Origin of the sequence: Thiomicrorhabdus heinhorstiae (assembly GCF_013391765.2) — a bacterium.
GTDB classification, from domain to species: domain Bacteria; phylum Pseudomonadota; class Gammaproteobacteria; order Thiomicrospirales; family Thiomicrospiraceae; genus Thiomicrorhabdus; species Thiomicrorhabdus heinhorstiae.
On sequence record NZ_JACBGI020000021.1, the window covers coordinates 1 to 16,507 of the forward strand.

General features: G+C 49.7%; 13 protein-coding genes. All 13 read left to right on the forward strand.

Annotated elements, in window-relative coordinates:
- Positions 1-306: 306 nt before the first annotated feature.
- The 13 genes from mraZ to H8792_RS09460 all read left to right on the forward strand — a co-directional run bounded on the left by mraZ (position 307) and on the right by H8792_RS09460 (position 16,375).
- Complete coding sequence (gene mraZ / locus H8792_RS09400) at positions 307-783, forward strand: division/cell wall cluster transcriptional repressor MraZ (protein WP_319557296.1); 477 nt, start codon at positions 307-309, stop codon at positions 781-783.
- A gap of 13 nt (positions 784-796) precedes the next feature.
- A complete protein-coding gene (gene rsmH / locus H8792_RS09405; protein WP_185978700.1) occupies positions 797-1,738 on the forward strand; it encodes a 16S rRNA (cytosine(1402)-N(4))-methyltransferase RsmH in 942 nt (313 codons plus the stop codon).
- Positions 1,739-1,785: 47 nt separating this feature from the next.
- A complete protein-coding gene (gene ftsZ, locus H8792_RS09410; RefSeq protein ID WP_185978701.1) occupies positions 1,786-3,006 on the forward strand; it encodes a cell division protein FtsZ in 1,221 nt (406 codons plus the stop codon).
- A gap of 65 nt (positions 3,007-3,071) precedes the next feature.
- On the forward strand, positions 3,072-3,419 hold the full coding sequence (gene ftsL / locus H8792_RS09415; RefSeq protein WP_228767059.1) for a cell division protein FtsL: 348 nt from the start codon (positions 3,072-3,074) through the stop codon (positions 3,417-3,419).
- A complete protein-coding gene (locus H8792_RS09420; protein WP_185978703.1) occupies positions 3,409-5,361 on the forward strand; it encodes a peptidoglycan D,D-transpeptidase FtsI family protein in 1,953 nt (650 codons plus the stop codon). Before ftsL ends, H8792_RS09420 begins: the two co-directional genes overlap by 11 nt.
- On the forward strand, positions 5,358-6,929 hold the full coding sequence (locus H8792_RS09425) for a UDP-N-acetylmuramoyl-L-alanyl-D-glutamate--2,6-diaminopimelate ligase (protein ID WP_185978704.1): 1,572 nt from the start codon (positions 5,358-5,360) through the stop codon (positions 6,927-6,929). The genes H8792_RS09420 and H8792_RS09425 overlap by 4 nt, the downstream gene beginning before the upstream one ends.
- 2 nt (positions 6,930-6,931) lie before the next feature.
- Positions 6,932-8,425: a UDP-N-acetylmuramoyl-tripeptide--D-alanyl-D-alanine ligase gene (locus tag H8792_RS09430; RefSeq protein WP_185978705.1), complete on the forward strand. Its 1,494-nt coding sequence runs from the start codon at positions 6,932-6,934 to the stop codon at positions 8,423-8,425.
- Between the two features lie 83 nt (positions 8,426-8,508).
- On the forward strand, positions 8,509-9,591 hold the full coding sequence (gene mraY, locus H8792_RS09435) for a phospho-N-acetylmuramoyl-pentapeptide-transferase (protein WP_185978706.1): 1,083 nt from the start codon (positions 8,509-8,511) through the stop codon (positions 9,589-9,591).
- Between the two features lie 80 nt (positions 9,592-9,671).
- A complete protein-coding gene (gene murD, locus H8792_RS09440) occupies positions 9,672-10,997 on the forward strand; it encodes a UDP-N-acetylmuramoyl-L-alanine--D-glutamate ligase (protein ID WP_185978707.1) in 1,326 nt (441 codons plus the stop codon).
- 2 nt (positions 10,998-10,999) lie between these two features.
- The gene (gene ftsW, locus H8792_RS09445; RefSeq protein ID WP_185978708.1) at positions 11,000-12,145 is read left to right on the forward strand and encodes a putative lipid II flippase FtsW; all 1,146 of its coding nucleotides are present in this window, start codon (positions 11,000-11,002) and stop codon (positions 12,143-12,145) included.
- Positions 12,138-13,202 carry an undecaprenyldiphospho-muramoylpentapeptide beta-N-acetylglucosaminyltransferase gene (gene murG / locus H8792_RS09450; RefSeq protein WP_185978709.1) on the forward strand — a complete coding sequence of 355 codons (1,065 nt, stop codon included), beginning with the start codon at positions 12,138-12,140 and terminating at the stop codon, positions 13,200-13,202. The genes ftsW and murG overlap by 8 nt, the downstream gene beginning before the upstream one ends.
- A gap of 10 nt (positions 13,203-13,212) precedes the next feature.
- Positions 13,213-13,992: an SDR family NAD(P)-dependent oxidoreductase gene (locus tag H8792_RS09455; protein WP_319557302.1), complete on the forward strand. Its 780-nt coding sequence runs from the start codon at positions 13,213-13,215 to the stop codon at positions 13,990-13,992.
- Positions 13,993-14,335: 343 nt separating this feature from the next.
- Positions 14,336-16,375 carry a methyl-accepting chemotaxis protein gene (locus tag H8792_RS09460; protein WP_185978710.1) on the forward strand — a complete coding sequence of 680 codons (2,040 nt, stop codon included), beginning with the start codon at positions 14,336-14,338 and terminating at the stop codon, positions 16,373-16,375.
- Positions 16,376-16,507: the final 132 nt, after the last annotated feature.

Genomic DNA, 16,507 nt, shown 5'->3' on the forward strand with positions numbered 1-16,507 from the left:
GTTATTGGGTAATTCCTTTATTTAGTGCATGTGCTTAATTGTGTCCACAATATATAGTTACTTGTCTGTTAATGCCTGAAAATGCGCTTTTTACAAAAAAAATTTAATAGTTTTTGTTTGATACTTAAGTGACAAGTTTTTAAGTGTCTTTTAAGTTATTGATAACTAAGTATAAAAAATTTTAAGTTTTGTGGCGATTACTTGTTGGTAGCTCGCTAAGTCATTGTCTTGTAATGAAAAATTCCGTTAGTAAGGGTGGTTGACAGTGGCGCTGATAATCAATATAGTGGCATCAAGTGGGGAAAAGTGGCGAATTTTGGTGTTATGCTGTTTTTTAGAGGGATCAATTCGGTCAATATCGATGCTAAGGGACGCATGGCCGTTCCTAAGAAGTATCGTGAGGCTATAGAAGAAGCCAGCGATAATCAGCTGGTGGCGACTATTGATCTGCATAGCCCCTGTTTACTGATCTATCCTCTGGACGAGTGGGAAGTGATTGAACGCAAACTGATGTCCTTACCGAATGTCGACCCTCAGGCACGTCTTTATCAGCGTCTGTTGCTGGGGCATGCTTCTGAGATGGAAATCGATTCCCAGGGCCGTGTCTTATTGCCGAGCCTGCTGCGCGAACACGCCAAGATTGATAAGCCGGCGATTTTATTGGGTCAGGGAAATAAGTTTGAACTTTGGTCGCAGGAAGCCTGGGATGCCAGTCGTCCTCAAATGTTGGATGTAGCCATGTCCAATGAAGTTTCTGAATCTTTGGCAAGCTTGAGTCTGTAAAACGGAGAATTGTGTGTCGGAAAACTTGAGTCACTTTTCCGTATTGTTGGAAGAGTCGATCGATGCCTTGAATATTAAAGAAGATGGTATCTATATTGACGGCACTTTCGGAAGAGGCGGGCATTCAAAAGCGATTCTTTCCCGTTTAGGTGCAAAAGGTCGTTTGATTGCCATCGATCAGGATCCGCAAGCGATTGTTTATGCCAAAGAATATTTTGACGATCCGCGATTTGAAATAGTCTACGGGAGTTTTGAGCAGCTTGCCGATTATTGCCGAGAACGTGGATTGCTCGGAAAAATTGACGGTTTGCTGCTTGATTTAGGTGTGTCGTCACCACAGTTGGATGACGCTGATAGAGGCTTCAGTTTCATGCGCGAAGGTCCTTTGGATATGCGCATGAATAATAAAAGCGGTTTGAGTGCCAAACAGTGGTTGGCGGAAGTGGACGAGAAGACTCTCAAACTGGCTTTGCAAAATTATGGTGAAGAGCGTTTTTCCGGACGCATCGCACGACAAATAAAAGAGGCGATGGCGGAAAATAAACTAAATACCACTCTGGAACTGGCGGAGCTGGTTAAAAGAGCCTCGCCGAAAACCGAAAAAAACAAACATCCGGCTACCCGGACATTTCAAGCGATTCGCATAGCGGTCAACCGAGAGCTGGATGTTTTAAAGAATGTATTGCAGGCCTCGATTGAGGTGTTGGCACCGCAGGGACGATTGGCAGTGATCAGTTTCCACTCTCTGGAAGACCGAATCGTCAAGGTGTTTATTCGAGATCAGTCTCGATTTCAAGATCTATTTCCTGATTCGCCGATTCAAATCGAAGTAATTGAGCCGGTGTTGAAGAGAATTGGAAAGCCTGTCTTTCCATCTGCAGAAGAGTGCCGCTTGAATGCAAGATCCCGAAGCGCTGTGTTGCGGGTTGCCGAACGGATCGGTTCAGCGGAGTAAAGTCCATTAGCTTATTAGAATCATGTTGATCAAGGGGAATCGTCGTCATGAAATTTATCGGAACAGAAACAACGGATTTACGCAAGCCCGGCATGCCGGTCATTAAAGTTATCGGTCTGGGCGGCGGCGGCGGTAATGCCGTTGACTACATGGTGCGCTCGAATGTTGAAGGTGTGCAGTTTATTTGTGCTAACACCGATGCGCAGGCTTTGGAACACTCTCCTGCAGATATTTGTCTACAATTGGGCGAAAACGGTTTAGGTGCCGGAGCTGATCCTGAAAAAGGTAAACAAGCGGCTAAGGCGGATATCGAAAAAGTCAAAGAGACTTTGCGTGGTGCCGACATGGTATTTATCACTGCTGGTATGGGCGGTGGAACTGGGACCGGTTCGGCTCCGGTTGTTGCGCAGGCTGCGCGCGAAATGGGTATTCTGACAGTAGGTGTTGTCAGCAAGCCGTTTGGCTTCGAACGCCGTAATAAGGTGGCCGATGCCGGTATTGAAGAGCTGGCCGAACATGTTGATTCTCTGATTACGGTTCCAAATGATAAATTGCTAAAAGTGCTTGGACGCGATTTTGTCCTGGCCAAAGCGTTTGACTACGCTAACGAGGTTTTGTACGGTGCAGTTCAAGGTATTTCTGAATTGGTTACCCGTCCAGGTATGATCAACGTCGACTTTGAAGATTTGCGTACCGTTATGGGTGAGCGTGGAATGGCGATGATGGGTGTCGGTCACGCGAAAGGCGACGACCGCGCTATCAAGGCGGCCGAAAAAGCGATTGCCAACCCTCTGCTGGATAATATTGCTGTTTCCGGTGCGAAAGGTTTGTTGGTCAATATCACCAGCGGTTTGGACTTTACTCTGGGTGAATTCAATGAGGTGGGTGATGTTATCGATCAGGTAGCTGCCCCGGATGCCCGCGTTATTATTGGTACTTCTCTTGATGAAAGTATGACTGAAGACATTCGTGTTACTGTTGTTGCAACCGGTCTTGTGCCAAGCGATGCGATTTCTACCAAGCCGCAGTTTGTTAAAACGGCTACTTCAGTAGAAGCGCCGGCTCCTAAACTGGAAGCTGAGCCTGTCATTGAAGCGGTTAAGAGTGAGCCGGCTTTTGGTTCAACCGATTCAATTAAGCCGGATATGTTGGCTGAACCGGAACTGGTTCGTCCTAAAATGGCCGTTAACGGTAGTGTGGCCCCTTCTGCTGGAAGCGGTTCAAGCTATTTGGATATCCCGGCCTTCTTACGCCGTCAAGCGGATTAATAGGGTACAATTCGGAGCCGCAACCTCTGAATTGTCAACTCTATAGCGCTTGATAAAGGTTTAAGATGATCAATCGATTCCCAATGCCTGCCCATTTAATTGCGTTTAAATGGCGCGGGCTTTTTCTATTTATATTCCTGGTTGCGATTCTGGGCAGTCTGGTTGCCATAGTGAAAATTCAATATGAAATCCGTTATCTGGAATCGCAGTACTACGATGTGATGCAGCAGGCGCTGAAAGCGCGTGAAGAGTGGGGACGTCTAATGTTGGAAAAAACCCATCTGACTTCATCGATCCGCGTTGAGCAGATCGCACGCAGTCGTTTGCATATGACATCTGAAAAAGACCATTACGAGACGGTGATTTTGCCGCCTCAGTCCGCACAAGCCTTCGAGGTAGAGAGTGGCCAGTGAGTTTCGACGTGACAAGGTGGTGTTCTATCTGATTGTAATCGGTTTCTTGGCGGTTGCAGTGCGGGCCTTTTATGTGCAGGTTCTTAAAACCGATTTTCTGCGCAACGAAGGTGATAAGCGCCATGTTCGTAATATCGAAATTCCGGCGCCTCGTGGTGAAATTTATGATCGCAACGGTATGTTGCTGGCTCTGAGTACGCCGATGGCATCGGTCTGGGTCGACCCGAAAATACTGCTGGAGTATGACCGAAATTATCGCTCTTTTCTCAATGTTTTGGGATTGAATGATGCTGAGCTGGTCGCGCTGGCAGAAAAGAATCGGGATAAAAAGCTTAGCTTTATTACACAGGTAAACGATTCCGAGCGTTTGAAGATTCTTAAGGAACTGCAGCTTCCCGGCGTCTATTTGAAATTAATCGAAATGACTCTGCAGCGTGACGGCCGCAAAATCGTTATTAATAAAGAGTCACCGTCTTTATGGGTGGATATGCGTTTGATCGAACGCTATCGACACAGTTTTGCTCTATTGGCTCAGGTGCTTGGCGAGCCGGTAAAGGTTGTACGCAAGAAGATTGAATCGCATGATAAGCGGCGTTTTCTCTATTTAAAACGCTCGTTGCAACCGCAGATCGCCGAACGAATCGATCAGTTGAATTTGTACGGTGTTTATACTCAGGACGAATATAAACGCTATTATCCAGCGGCGGAAACCAGCTCGCACCTGATCGGGTTTACCAATATCGACGATCGCGGACTGGAAGGTGTCGAATTGGCGTATGAGGACTGGTTGAGCGGACAGCCCGGAAAGAAACAGGTCATTAAAGACCGCGCCGGGCATGTGGTGGATTTTGTCCGCGATGTTAAGGCATCGGAAGCCGGCAAACCGATCGTTTTGAGTTTGGATGAGCGCATCCAGCATTTTGCCTATAAAGCGCTGAAAGAGACCATGATCAAGCATCAGGCAAGATCGGCAGTGTCGGTAGTTCTGGATGCGAAAACCGGAGAAATTCTTTCGATGGTCAGTCTGCCGGGATATAACCCGAACGATTCATCGCAGAGAAAAGGACGGGCGATTCGCAATCGAGTGATTACCGACCTAATCGAGCCCGGTTCGACGATCAAACCTTTCGTGATCGCCAAGGCTCTAGACGAAGGGGTGATTACGACCGATACGGTCATTGATACCGCTCCCGGATCGGTGCGGATTCAGGGCGAGCGAATCACCGATACTCATAATTACGGCGAATTGACGCCACACGATATTATCGAGAAGTCGAGTAACGTCGGTGCTTCGAAGATTGCCCTGAAATTGACGGCCGAACAGCAACGTGAGTTTTGGAAGGAGCTTGGTTTCGGGCAGGAGAGCGGTCTTTATCTGCCGGGGGAAAATAACGGTTATTTAAAACCCGCGCAGCAGTGGCAGCCGATTGACCAGGCTTCGGCCTCCTTCGGTTACGGTTTTAATATCAATATTCTCTCTTTGGCACACGCCTATCTGTTGTTTGCCAACCGTGGTGAAATGTTGCCTTTGAGCTTGATTAAGTTGCAGCAACCGCCGCAGGGGGTTCAATTGGTCAAACCGCAATCGGCATTTGATGTGCTGTCGATGATGGAATCGGTGGTATCCAAGAAAGGGACTGCGCCTTTGGCTCAGGTCCCGGGTTATAGAGTGGCAGGGAAAACCGGGACCGTGCATAAAACCAGTCGCGGAGGCGGTTATCAGCAAAACACCTATATGTCGTTGTTTGCCGGTGTTGTGCCGGTGTCCGATCCGAATATGGTCATGGTGGTGGCGATTAACGAACCGGCGCGCGGTATTTACTATGGTGGTGCCGTTGCAGCTCCGGTCTTTAAAGAGGTCATGGAGCAGGCGTTGCGATTGCGTAATGTACCTCCTGACCAGGTTGAAACCGAAACCCATCTTGTGGCGTCGCATAGATGAAAACGCTGCAACGGATTGAAGCGTTTTTTCAAAACCACGGCTTTGCTGTGCAGAGTCTGGGAGACTTACACTCCGAACCGGTGTTTGACCTGCATCTGGATTCACGAGGTGTAAACGCGGGTGATGCTTTTATTGCTATACAGGGTGGTCAAAAGCACGGGCTGGCATTTTTATCTCAGGTGCTGGATAAAAAACCAGGCCTGGTTTTAAGCGACCGCCCTCTGAATGAAGAAGAGCGCAGCATCTGGGAACAGAGTGGATGCGAAAGTGTTTTTTTCTGGAGCAGTGATTTAAAGGCCATTCTTCCGTTGCTGGCGGATTGGTTTTATGACGCACCAAGCCGACATCTGAAGGTGGTTGGAATTACCGGAACCAACGGCAAAACGTCGACGGCATTTTATACCGCTCAGCTGCTGGAGCATCTCGGTAACAGAGTTGCTCTGATAGGCACTTTGGGTAACGGTTACTGGAAAAATTTGAGTCCGACACTCAATACCACACCGGATGTGATTTCGGTTCAGCGTTTGCTGGCGGATTTCCTTCGCCAAGGCTATGAATGGGTGGTGATGGAAGTTTCTTCACATGCTCTGAGTTTGGGGCGTGTTGATGGTGTTCATTTTCAAACGGTGGCACTGACGCAGATTACTCGCGATCATCTGGATTTTCACGGCAGTGTCGAAGCTTACCGGAATGCTAAAAAGAGTTTGTTTACCGAGTTTGCTTCAAATGTCCAGATAGTGAATCTGCAGGATGAAACCGGCAGAGAGCTGTGTGACAGTATGGCCTTATCTGATCTTTATTCTTATCGGTTAGAAGAAGGAGGTCATAGCGGGTCAAGTAAGGAACTACTGTGCAATCATTTGCGATTGCACCCGGAAGGTTTGCAGTTGAGCTTGAGTTTTTCCGAAAAGCATGCGGATTTAAGTGTCTCTCTGCTGGGACGGTTTAATGCCGAGAATCTGCTGTGCGCTTTGAGTATCTTATTGGCAAACGGCTTTTCCTGGCATGAGCTTCTGAATGGTGCGCACAAACTCAAAGCGGTTGACGGACGCATGCAGACGCTGTGCCGACAACCGATTGTCGTGTTGGATTTTGCACATACGGCAGATGCGTTGCGTTCGGTGTTGCAAGCTATTCGTGATCATCTATCGGCTTCAGAGTCGCAATTGTGGGTGCTGTTTGGTTGCGGAGGTAATCGAGATAGAGGTAAGAGACCATTGATGGCTCAGATTGCCGAGCAGTTGGCGAATAAAGTGGTTGTGACCAGTGACAATCCGCGCGACGAGGATCCGGAGGCAATCATCGGTGAAATCTGCCAGGGCTTTTCGCAATCTGAAATGGTGACGGTTATACAGGATCGTAGACAAGCGATCGAGTGGACTCTGCAACAGGCTGCCGATCACGATCTGGTGCTGCTGGCGGGTAAAGGGCATGAAACCTATCAGGAAATAGCCGGAATAAAATATCCGTTTAGCGATGCACAAATAGCAGGTGAGTTTTGCCGCGTTGGCTTAACCGAAAACAGACAAAGTGCAGAAGATACAATCGAATTGGTACTCAAAGGATAGAAATGCAGAAGACGGAGTCGCCTGAACAAACGCTGGCCCAAGCGGAAGCACAGTTAAGAAGCCTGCAAAGCGATATTGGGAGCTCTGAGTTCTCATGGACTTTGGCGGATTTGTTATTAGCACTGCAAGGTGACGCCGAATTGAGTCTGGAGGCCGCAGCATGCGAGCCGGAAGCGATTCATTTTAATTCAGTGAGTACCGATAGCCGAACGCTCGCGCCAGGAGCTTTGTATATCGCCTTGGCGGGTGAGCGTTTTGACGGGCATGATTTTATCGAACAGGCGGTTGTACAAGGCGCAGCAGTGATTTTGGCCGAACGCAGTGTTGATGCTGCTGTGCCGGTAGTGGTGGTCGATAACAGCCGTCTGGCTTTGGGGCGTTTTGCCGCTTGGCATCGGATGCAGATGCCGGTGCAAACTCTGGTAGCGATAACCGGCAGTAACGGTAAAACTACAACCAAAACTTTATTGAATCAGCTGTTTTCCTCAGTTGGAGAGACTCTGGCAACGCAAGGTAACCTGAATAACGATTTAGGGGTTCCTCGAACTTTGCTGAATCTGCGGCCGAGGCATCAATATGCGGTGATCGAGATGGGGGCGAACCATCCCGGTGAAATCGCCTATTTAACCGAGTTGGCCAAGCCGGACATCGCTTTGCTTAATAACGCCTCCGGTGCGCATCTGGAAGGCTTCGGCAGTTTGCAAGGGGTGATCGAGACTAAAGGAGAGATTTTTGATGGTCTCAACCGTTTTCATCAAAACGGCGTGGCGATCATTAACTGCGAATCGGCCGGATTCGATTTTTGGCTACAAAAATTACAGCAAAATAACGCCTGCAAAATACTGAAATTCGGTCTGGCTCCGTCAGCAGATGTGCGTTTGAACTCCGTTGAGAGTGACGCGGACGGAGTCGGCTTTACAGTCGAATACGCCGCAGAGAAGCATGCCGTTAAAATGCCTGTGCTTGGGACGCATAACGCTTATAATGCAGCAGCCTGCATTGCAGTCTGTCATGCAGCCGGTCTGCAATGGCAACAAATGCAACCGGTTCTTCAGTCGTTTACCGGAGTTGGCGGTCGTTTGCAACCGTGCCGTTTGCAATTCGGTTATCTGATTGACGATAGCTACAATGCCAATCCGGAATCGGTCAAGGCCGGAATTCGCGCTCTTAAGGATTTGGGCGGAATTTCGATGCTGTGTCTGGGAGCCATGGGTGAATTGGGCGTGGACAGTGAGCAGGGACATCGTTCTGTGGCCGAGTTTGCGCAGCAGGCAGGGATTCAGCACCTTTGGCTTTTGGGAGAAGAGACTGAACCTATGTTGAGTGTGTTTCATGCGGATGGACGACGCTTTGACGATCACCAGCAGATGATTGCCGAATTGAAAGCTTTTTTGCGGCAATCGAATGAGGTCAATATTTTAGTGAAAGGCTCGCGAACGGCGCGAATGGAATTGGTCACTCAGGCTTTGACTGATGAATTCGCTGTCGAGAAGTAGAACAAAGAATAAACCGAGTCTTTGAATTTTATCAGTAAGCGTTCGTCTGACTGGCGGATGCGGATTAGAGCGAAGAGTAAATTATGCTGGTCTATTTAACCGAATATTTGCAGCAGTATATTTCTGGTTTTGGGGTGTTTAGCTACATTACCATGCGAGCCATTATGAGTATTCTCACGGCTCTTATACTGTCGTTTTTGATTGCACCGACGATGATTCGCTGGTTGAAGCGTTTAAAAGTCGGTCAAGCGGTTCGAGAGGACGGCCCGCAAACACATTTGGTTAAGACCGGTACCCCGACGATGGGTGGGACCATGATTCTGTTTTCGGTCACCGTCGGTGTCGTGCTGTGGGGAGACCTGAGCAATCATTATCTGTTGACGGTAACGCTTTCCATGCTGGCCTTCGGGATCGTCGGTTTTATCGACGACTACAAAAAAGTGGTCTACCGTGATCCGAATGGTATGCGTGCGCGCACCAAATATCTCTGGCAATCGATCATCGGTTTTGCCACCGCGGTAGCGCTGTATATGATGGCAACGGTGCCGGCGGAAACTCAGCTGCTGATTCCTTACATGAAAGATACCGTGATTCACCTCGGAGCCTGGAGTATTTTGCTGGGCTATTTCGTGATTGTCGGGACCTCGAATGCGGTCAACCTGACAGACGGTCTGGACGGTCTGGCAATTATGCCGACCGTAATGATTTCGGCCGCACTCGGAGTGTTCGCTTACCTGTCAGGGCACGTATATTTTTCCGATTATCTGAATATTCCGTATATTCCCGGTGTAGGAGAGTTGACGATCTTTGCCGCCGCTCTGGCCGGCGCCGGTTTGGGGTTCTTATGGTACAACGCCCATCCTGCACAAGTCTTTATGGGCGATGTCGGTTCATTGGCGATCGGTGCGGCTTTGGGCACCATGGCGCTGGCAGTCAAGCAGGAATTGGTGTTAGTGGTCATGGGCGGAATCTTTGTCGCGGAAACCGTCTCGGTTATTCTGCAGGTTGGTTCTTACAAGCTGCGCGGCAAGCGTATTTTTCTGATGGCGCCGCTGCATCATCACTTTGAACAAAAAGGCTGGCACGAATCCAAAGTGATCGTGCGTTTCTGGATTATTACCATTATTTTGGTCATGATCGGACTGGCTAGTTTGAAAATCCGTTAGAGGGTTTCAGTACCAAAGTTAACAGCGGTTTAAAAGTCGTTTAAACGGACTTGGCTTAATTATTACTGGAAGGGTCGCTTATGTATCTGGTTGCGGGATTAGGGATAACCGGGCAGTCGGTGTTGCGCTATTTCAAAGCGCAGAAAGTAAAATGTCTGGCATTTGATACACGAGAAAATCTGGATATCAATGCGATTGATGCACAGTACCCGGGAGTGGAGATTGCTTTGGGAGAAATTCCCAGCAGCTGGCTCAACCGTTTTCGCTGCATTGTATTAAGTCCCGGTATCGCCAAGAGCGAACCCTGGGTGGTTGCTTTGCGCAAGCTCGGTAAGGAAGTGATCGGAGATATCGAACTTTTTGCCCGTGCAGTCGGTTCTCAGGTTGTGGCAATTACCGGCTCCAACGGTAAAAGCACCGTAACAACCTTAACCGGCCTGGCTTTGGAAAAAGCCGGCTATAAGGTAGCCGTCGGCGGTAATATTGGTCAACCGGTGCTGGATCTGTTATTGGACGAAAATGTTTACGATGTTTTCGTGATTGAACTGTCTAGCTTTCAGCTGGAAACGACCTATTCGCTGCATACCGTTTCCGCTACAGTACTGAATATTTCCGAAGATCACATGGATCGTTATGATGATCTGGAAGCCTATATTCAGGCTAAAACACAAGTGTTTGCCGATACCGATTATGCCGTTCTGCCGATTGATTTCAGCCCGCAAGGGGTTTTTCACCACGCTAAAATTTTGCGCTTCGGTTTAGACTGCCCTTTGAAAAACTGCGATTACGGTCTGGTTGAATCCGAAGGAAAAACCTGGCTCGGCTATCACAGCCAGCCTCTGGTTGCCGTAGAGGATATGCGTTTACAAGGGCGTCATCATCTGCTGAATGCCTTGGCAACAATGGCTCTGTGTCATCCTTTTTCGGTTTCCGAAGAACACTTTCTCGAAGTCTTGAAGAATTTTAACGGTCTGGCGCATAGAACCCAGCATATTGCCACCTTGCGAGGAGTTGACTGGATTAACGATTCCAAAGGAACCAATGTCGGTGCGACCCTGACCGCGATTCAGAGTCTGGGTGAGCAGAGTGAGGGGCATTTGATTCTACTGGCCGGTGGTGTCGGTAAGGATGCGGATTTCTCGTCGCTGCAACCGGCGGTTCGGAAATACTGCAAGCAGACGATTCTTTTCGGACGCGATAAAGGAATTATTCAACAGGCTCTGCCGGGAGTGAATCTGCAGCTGGTAGAGGATTTGCCGAGCGCGATCAAATTGGCGGCGGAAAATGCCGAAGACGGTGATGTTGTCCTGTTTTCACCGGCTTGCGCCAGCTTTGACCAGTTCGATAGTTATGTGCATCGCGGCGAAGTTTTTAGCCGTCTGGTAATGGATTTGCAAGGAGAGTAAAGGTGATTGATGCCTGGCGCGAAGCGAGCCGAAAGTGGCCACTGGATTTCTGGTTACTGGGTCTGATTACTGCGCTGTGCATTCTCGGCCTGACAATGGTCGCTTCCAGTTCGGTAGCGATCAGCGAATCTCGTTTTGGTACTTCCGATCACTATTTTTGGCGTCAGTTGATTTCTATGGGAATGGGCGCCGCGTTCGGCTATTTTCTTTTCCAGATTCCCGTCGATTTCTGGGCCAAACATCGCGGAAAACTCTTCTTCCTGGCAATTTTTCTGCTGATCGCAGTACTGATTTTCGGGCGCGAGATCAACGGAAGTAAACGCTGGTTGCCGCTGGTGGTAATGAATTTTCAACCATCGGAATTCATGAAACTGGTCATCGTTATCTTTATGGCCGGTTATCTTGATCGGCATGCCAATGCGGTGCGCGAGAGTTTCGAAGCGGTTATTCGACTCGCTCTGCCGTTTGGGCTGATGGCGATCCTATTGCTGATGGAGCCGGATTACGGTAGTACGCTGGTTATTGCGGTCATGATTACCGGTATGCTGCTGATTGCCGGTGCGCCCTGGCGTTATTTCGTGCTGACGGTTCTGCCGATGGTGACGATTCTGGTGGTTCTGGTGACCACTTCCGAATACCGAATGGCTCGCGTCAGCAGCTTTCTTGATCCTTGGCAGGATCCGTTCGGCAGCGGCTATCAGTTGACGCAGGCGCTAATCGCTTCCGGGCGCGGCGAATGGTTAGGTACCGGACTTGGCGGCAGTGTACAGAAGCTGCTTTACCTGCCCGATGCACATACCGACTTCCTGTTTTCCGTCTACGCCGAAGAGTTCGGTTTTATCGGTGTCTTGGTTTTGATTCTGCTGTATATCGGTATTTTGCAACGCCTGTTCCGCATCGGTCATAAAGCGATCATCTCCGAGCGTTTTTTCGGCGGTATGATTTCCTACGGTATCGGTATCTGGATTATTCTACAGGCGGGAATCAATATGGGGGTAAACCTTGGAGCTTTTCCGACCAAAGGGCTGACCCTGCCGTTTATGAGTTACGGCGGAAGTAGTGTGCTGTTGCTGAGTATTGCGATTGCGGTCGTATTGCGCGTCGATTATGAAACCAGAGCCGGAATTAAGGAGGATAAAGATGGCTAGAATCATGATTATGGCCGGTGGGACCGGTGGTCATGTTTTTCCGGGCTTGGCTCTGGCTGCCGCTTTGAAGCCATTGGGCGTGGAAACCGTCTGGTTGGGGACCAAGGGAGGCATGGAACGCCAGTGGGTTGAAAAAGCCGGTCTGCCGTTTTATGAAATTTCGATACGCGGTCTGCGCGGCAACGGGCTGCTTGGCTGGTTGAAAGCGCCGCTGAAAATCACGCAGTCCTGGTGGCAGGCGCGCCGCTTGATGAAACAGCTTGAACCTCAGCTGGTGCTCGGTATGGGTGGTTTTGTCTGCGGTCCGGGCGGTCTGGCTGCGAAAAGTCTCGGGTTGCCGCTGGTATTGCACGAGCAGAATGCAATTCCCGGTTTGACCAACAAGTTGCTGACTCCTATAGCCAAGGCAGTGATTACCGCTTTTCCGCAGCAGGCATTGCACGGCGATAAAGTAACCATGCTGGGAAATCCGATTCGTGCCGGTCTGGAAAGCTTGCCGACAGTCGAAGAGCGTGAATCGTGGAATCTGTTGGTTCTCGGCGGCAGCCGCGGTGCTTTGGCGCTGAATACGACTCTGCCGCAAGCGTTGGCATTGCTTCCTGAGGAGCAGCGTCCCACGGTGCATCACCAAACCGGAGAAAAAACTTTGCAGGAAGCGCAAGATGCTTATGCCGCAGCCGGTGTCGAGGCAGAAATTGTCTCTTTTATCGACGATATGGTCGACGCTTATCAGCAGGCCGATCTGGTCCTATGCCGTTCCGGTGCCTTAACCGTCAGTGAGTTGATGGGTGCGGCACGTCCGGCAATTATGGTGCCGTATCCGCATGCGGTCGATGATCATCAGACGGCAAATGCGCAGGCGCTGGTCGACCTGCAAGGCGGCGAAGTGATCCAGCAGAATGAATTGACAGCCGAGTTACTAAAGGAGCGTTTGCTGGCCTGGAATGCCGAAAAACGCAGTGCCGCTTCGAATGCGATTCGTCAAAAAGCGCCTGTTCAAGCCAGCGAAAAAATCGTCGGTCTGATTCTGGATATTCTCAACAGCAACCGAAAGTAGGAGGGGAAGTGTGCGAGGATTGGAAAAGAAACGAGTTTTAATTACCGGAGCCTCCAGCGGTATCGGTGCTGGAATGGCGCGTGTCCTGGCCGGGAAAGGTTGTCGTCTGGTTTTGCATTACAACCGCAATGAAAGCGGAATTGAAAAGACGCTGGCGGCAGTCAGAGAGATGGGGGCTGAAGCGGTTAGCCTGCAATGCGACTTTCGCGATTCTGCGGCTTTAGGCGGTTTTTTCGAACAGGCATGGCAGAAATTCGATGGCCTGGATGCATTGGTTAATAATGCCGGAGTGGTCAGCAAAGTCACCTCTTTGAACGATGTCGAAGGCAAGCAATTTGCCGAAACCATTGCCGTCAATTTGCTTGCGCCTTACCGCCTCAGCAGCGCGTTTGCCGAAGCCTGTATCGCTGCTGGACACGGCGGTGCGATCGTCAATAACAGCAGTATCCACGGTCAGGCGACTTGCGAATGGTTTTCTGCCTATGCCGCTTCCAAAGCCGGGCTGGATGCGATGACCAAGGTTCAGGCGGCGGAATGGGGGCAATACGGTATTCGTGTCAATGTTTTGGCACCGGGTGTCGTTCCGGTTGAACGTACCGAAGCGATTCTGTCGCAACCGGCGATGGAAAAAAAGTGGTGTAATCGGATGCCGTTGGGTCGCTACGGCACTACCGAAGAGATGGGTGAAGCAACCGCCTATCTGCTATCGGATGAGGCGGCCTGGATGACCGGCTCGATCCTGACATTAGACGGTGGCCTGATCGCTCGCGGTAATTATCCGGTTCGCTAGGAATACAACAGTCATTCTCAACTTCTTGAAAGGGCGGCTTAGGCTGCCTTTTTGCTTTTTCTCTGGTCTGTTTCGCATTTTTAAGCGCGGTTTCCTTTAAGAATTTCGTCTCGTTGCCGTTGTGTTTAGGTAGATACGGCAGATCTTGCCAACAAGACCGTTTCATTGCATGTTTTCTTAGGTGTATCAAGGTTCGCTTATGTGTTTGAGGTACCGGAGAATTGTGCTTATTCTATTTGCTTGAAGACCGTCTATCGGGTGATTGGCTGGCACTGGCTTTGCTTAAAGCTGGAAGTATGATTGCTATGCTTGGTCATTCAAGCCTTAAAGGGAAGAAGAAGTTATGGATCAGTTTTTACATCGTTTGACGATCCAGCAGAAAATCCGCTTCGGTTTCGGAGTGATCTGGTTTGCTTTGGCGTTGATTACCATTCAAGCGGCAGTGAATTTGTTTCTGGTGCGAGAAAAGGTATCGGAAGTCATCGAGCAGAAGCAGCCGCTGGCAATTGAAGCACAGTCGATTTCTTTCGAGTTGGAAAAAGGGATGAATGCCTTGAGCATGTTTCTGGCAACCGGGGAAGACAAGAATCTGGAATTTTATAATTCCAGCGTCCAAGGGGCGGCTAAAACGATTGAAAGCCGCCTGTCAGGTGACGCCGATAAAGTCGATTTGGCGGAGGATTCGGAGATAGCGGGCTCATATCGTCGATTGCAGACATTACTGGAAAGTTTGCCATCGCATATTGCCGAAATTCAGAAGGTGCAAAGTCAGCCGTCGCTGAAATTTCCCGGATTCGCCTATGTGGATGAAAACATGAATCCGAAGGCGATTCGCATGCAGCAGATTCTGAGCGAAATGCTGGATTCCGAACTGGTCGAATATTCTCAAAACCGCCGTCAACTGCTCGGGCGACTGATCGAGTTACAGAAAACCTGGTTGAATGTGATGTCGTCGGTACGTGGCTATATGGCGTTTAGAAATGATTCCATGCAGAAAATGACCGAAAACTATCTCGGTTATTTCGACCAGCAGCTAAGCGATCTGAATCAGCAAGCCGACTCGCAGAATCTGACGCTTGAAGAAGAGAGCGGTCTAGAAAATCTGACTGAACTATCCAAAGAGTATCTGCAGAATTACCATGAGTTAAGAAACATCCATGAAAGTCCTAAATGGCGAATGGATCTGTGGATTGCACAAAATCAGATCGAGCCGATTTTCCGTGAAATGGAGAATGAGTTGAACCAAATTTCGTCCGCGAGTGTTGCCGAGATGAAGCAGTTAAGCGGGGACGTGATCGACAGCAGCTGGAATAATATCGTGTTGCTGCTATTACTGTCGATTACCGGTCAGCTGGTCGGTATGTTGATTTCGCGACGGGTGACCCGTTCCGTGATTGAACCGATCAAAACCGTCTCGCATGCGATGCGCGATATTTCCGAAGGTGAAGGAGATCTGACCCGTCGTCTGCCGGTGAACAGCGCGGACGAAATGGGCGAGATGGCGCGTTATTTTAACGACTTTATGGAAAAAATCCGTCAGATGTTAAAAGAGGTTGCCCTAACTGTTGACGAGCTGGATTTGTCTTCGAAGCGTTTGCTGGATATTACCCATGATGCTCGTTTGGGAAGCCAACAGCAACGTTCCGCTACCGAAGACCTGTCGAATTCGGTCATGGCGATGCGTCAGAAGGCCGCCTCGGTCGAAGATCATTCACGTAACACCACGCGCGCAACCGATCAGGCGACGGATAGAGTCAAGCAGAGTGGCGAGATGGTAGGGGTGGCTGCCGAAGAGATTGAAAAGCTTTCGCAAGGCATGCGGGCGATGAACGAGTCGGTTGTGCAGTTGCGTGCGGACAGTGAGCTGATCGGTACTGTAGTGAGTGTCATCAAGGAGATCGCCGAGCAGACGAATCTGCTGTCACTGAATGCGGCGATCGAAGCGGCGCGTGCAGGAGAGCATGGTCGCGGTTTTGCCGTGGTGGCCGATGAGGTGCGTGGCTTGGCGCAACGTACACAGGAATCGACCGTCGAGATCGAGGCGATTATCGATAAGATCCGCAGTGCAACCTTGTCGACGGTATCGGTGGTTGAAGCCAGTAAGGCAGCAACCAAATCAAGCTGCGAGGCGGTCATGAAAACCCGCGATACCCTGCAGCCGGTGTCGGTGCTGATGGACGATATTCAAAAGATGAGCGAGCAGGTTTTGAGCGCCGCCCAATCGCAATCGCAATTGGCGGAAACCGTCAAGCAGCATATTTTGCAGATTCACGAAGTTTCCGAAGAGACGGTGGCCCGTTCGGAAAATACCGAACGCTATGGCGATGGTCTGAAAGGCTTGGCCGATCAACTGGAAACGCTGGTCAAACAGTTTCGAATTTAAAAGTTCGGCGGGCTTGTCGAGAAGTGTCGAGACAAGTGCGCCGGGATTTTGTCATGTAAGTTTCTCGATTTCCTTTCCGGATTAGCCTCTGTTAGGGCGCTTTTTTTGATATTATGCATAGCAATTTTGATT